The 3,080-nt window shown below is 23.3% G+C and carries 2 protein-coding genes; both read right to left on the bottom strand.

The genetic code is table 11. The features are described 5' to 3' along the window. Positions 1-178 precede the first annotated feature (178 nt). On the bottom strand, positions 179-1,648 hold the full coding sequence (gene cysS, locus BGI41_RS07435; protein WP_088540058.1) for a cysteine--tRNA ligase: 1,470 nt from the start codon (positions 1,646-1,648) through the stop codon (positions 179-181). Between the two features lie 216 nt (positions 1,649-1,864). Further along, positions 1,865-3,040, bottom strand: coding sequence for a MalY/PatB family protein (locus tag BGI41_RS07430; protein WP_088540056.1), 1,176 nt, complete (start codon positions 3,038-3,040; stop codon positions 1,865-1,867). Between the last annotated feature and the right edge of the window lie 40 nt (positions 3,041-3,080).

Here is a 3,080-nt window from a genome sequence, read left to right as displayed (position 1 = left end):
ATAGAAATTAATAAATTAAAAATAAATTTAAATAAAATTAAAATATAATTAAATCTTTAAAAAACTAAAAAACAAACAAGAAAAAAATAATAAAAAACTAAAAAAAAAACTAAAAAAAACATACAAAAAAAAACTAAAAATAAAACTAAAAAAAAAAGAAAAATAGAAAAAATAAGATTTAATCACTTATTTCATAACCTAAATCTATAAGCCTACTTCTAATCTCATCAGATAAATCATATTGTTTTTCAGCCCTTAATTTTTTACGAGTATCTGAAAGAATATCAAGTAAAGCTTCTTCATTATCAGCATTATTATTAGAACTACCTTGATCATCTAAAAATATAATACCAAGAATATCATTAATAGTAGCTAAAAATCCTTTAATAGCTAAAACATCATTAATATCTAAATCTTTAAGCTCAGATTTAGAATCACTGATTAATTTAAATATTGATGCAATAGCTTTAGGAGTATTAAAATCATCATCCATAGCACTAAAGAATGAAACAATAGCTGTTTTTAAAGTATCATATTGTGTTGCTTCAAGTGAATCTATTTTATCTTCTATAAGATCTTCATTATCAAATTCATTTAATAAAATTTCATCAACATCATTTAAATATGATTTAATTTTATTAAGACTTTTATCTGCTTGATGAAGACTATCCATACTAAAGTCTATAGGACTTCTATAATGAGTAGATAATACAAAGAATCTAAAAGTTTCTGGAGAGATTTCTTTAAGTAAATCTTTAATTGTAATAAAATTACCAAGAGATTTAGACATTTTTTCTCCATTAACATTTAAAAATCCAGTGTGGAACCAATAATTAACCATAGGTTTTTTACCAGATAATGCTTCCATTTGTGCAATTTCTGCATCATGATGAGGGAAAATTAAATCAAGTCCTCCACCATGAATATCATATTGTTCACCAAAGTATTCTTCAGTAATAGCAGTATCTTCAATATGCCATCCAGGTCTTCCTTTACCCCATGGAGAATTCCATACTGGTTCACCATAATATTTAATATCCTGACGTTTTTTCCATAATGCAAAGTCTCTAGGATCTTTTTTACTTGAATCTTCTTGAAGTCTATGACCTTCAAGTTCATCAATGTTTCTATTAGAAAGTTTTGCAAAGTCATCAAATTTTTTAACTTCAAAATATACTCCATTTTCTGATTCATATGCAAATCCTTTTTTAATTAATCTTTTAATTTGATCAATTATTTTATCCATATGATCTGTAGCTCTCATATAAAGGTTTACACTTTTAACATTTAAAGATTCCATATCTTCTTTGTATCTACGTTCATATCTTCTTGCAAGAGTCATACATACATCAGCTAAATCATCATTTTGTTTAGCTATCTCTTTTGCTCTATTGATAATTTTATCATCAACATCAGTAATATTTTGTAAATATAAAACAGTATATCCTTTATATTCTAAATAACGTTTTATCATATCAAATGAAATATATGTTCTACCATGTCCTATATGAGCATCATTATAAACAGTAGGTCCACAAACAAAGAATTTAACCCTAGATTCATTAATTGGTTTAAAATATTCTTTCCTACGTGTTAAAGTAGAATATACCTTAAGTGAATTATGTTTATTAGATTTCTGACTATTCATATTAATCTCCAATTTCTTAATAAAAAAATAAAAATCATGAAAATTTATTTTCAAAATAAAATCTGAATTATTTAATTAAAAAAATAAAACCTGATTTTAAAATAAATTAATGTTATAAATTATTAAACATAATAATTAAAATTTTATAAATATTTATAATTTTATTTTTTAATATAATTAAACTATTCTATAATGAAGGTTAATTAAATTAAAAAATCAATTTTTTAATAAATTAATACCTTCTTTAAATGCAAGTAATTCTTTATTTAAAAGTTCTTTAGGACAAGCAATATTCATTCTTAAAAAATTATCACCATTTCTACCAAATTGAATACCTGGTGATAAGAATACTCCTTTTTCTTTTCTTAAAAATTCAGATAAAGAATTAGAATCCATATTCAAACTAGAACAATCAAGCCATAAAAGATATGTTGCATCAGATTGAACTAATTTAACATCTGGAACTTCATTAATTAAAAAATCATTTACTATTTTTTTATTCTCAAATAGAACTTGTTTTAACTCATGTAACCAATCTTTACAATTATTATATGCAGCTATTGCAACATCTACACTTAATACATTAGGTCCTGAGAAAAAGTCTGTCATTAATCTACCTTCAAGTCTTGAATAAAATTCTTTATTTTTAGTAAAAACCATAGAATTTTGAAAACCTGCAATATTGAAAGTTTTACTTGGAGAAATACAAGTTAATGAGTTTTCAATTTCTTCACCAGTTAATTCATCATCAAGTGAAGCAAAAGGAATATATTGTTTACCTGGATTAGTTAAATCACAATGAATTTCATCAGAAACAAGAATAACATTATATTTCCAACAAAGTTGTCCAATTTTAACTAAATCTTTTCTAGACCATATTTTACCAATAGGATTATGAGGATTACATAATAACATCATTTTAGTATTTGGATTAGACAATTTTTCTTCTAAATCATCAAAATCAATAGAATAAGATAAAGTATCTTTATCATAAACTAATGGATTTTCAATAACTTTACGATTATTATTTAAAATTACATTAAAAAATACATGATAAACAGGAGTTTGAATTAATATTTCATCACCAAATGAAGTAAATTCACGTATTATACTAGTTATTGCAGGCATAACACCAATAGAAAATAATAATTCATCCTTACTCATATTTAATCCATAAAATTTCCACCAATTAATATAAGCATCATATAAATCATCAGAAATAATAAAATATCCATATACTTTATGATTTATTCTATTTAGAATAGCATCAAATATTGGTGGTGCTACTTTAAAATCCATATCTGCTACCCACATTGGAAATTTATCAGAAAATAAATCCCATTTTAAGGAGTTTGTATTATTTCTATTAATTGTTTTAAAATCATATTTCATTTTTAAGCACCAATTATATAATAATATATTGTATATATAA

The sequence above is a fragment of the Methanobrevibacter sp. 87.7 genome, assembly GCF_002208625.1.
In the GTDB taxonomy this organism is placed as follows: domain Archaea; phylum Methanobacteriota; class Methanobacteria; order Methanobacteriales; family Methanobacteriaceae; genus Methanarmilla.
This window is presented reverse-complemented; position numbering and strand designations above follow the sequence as displayed.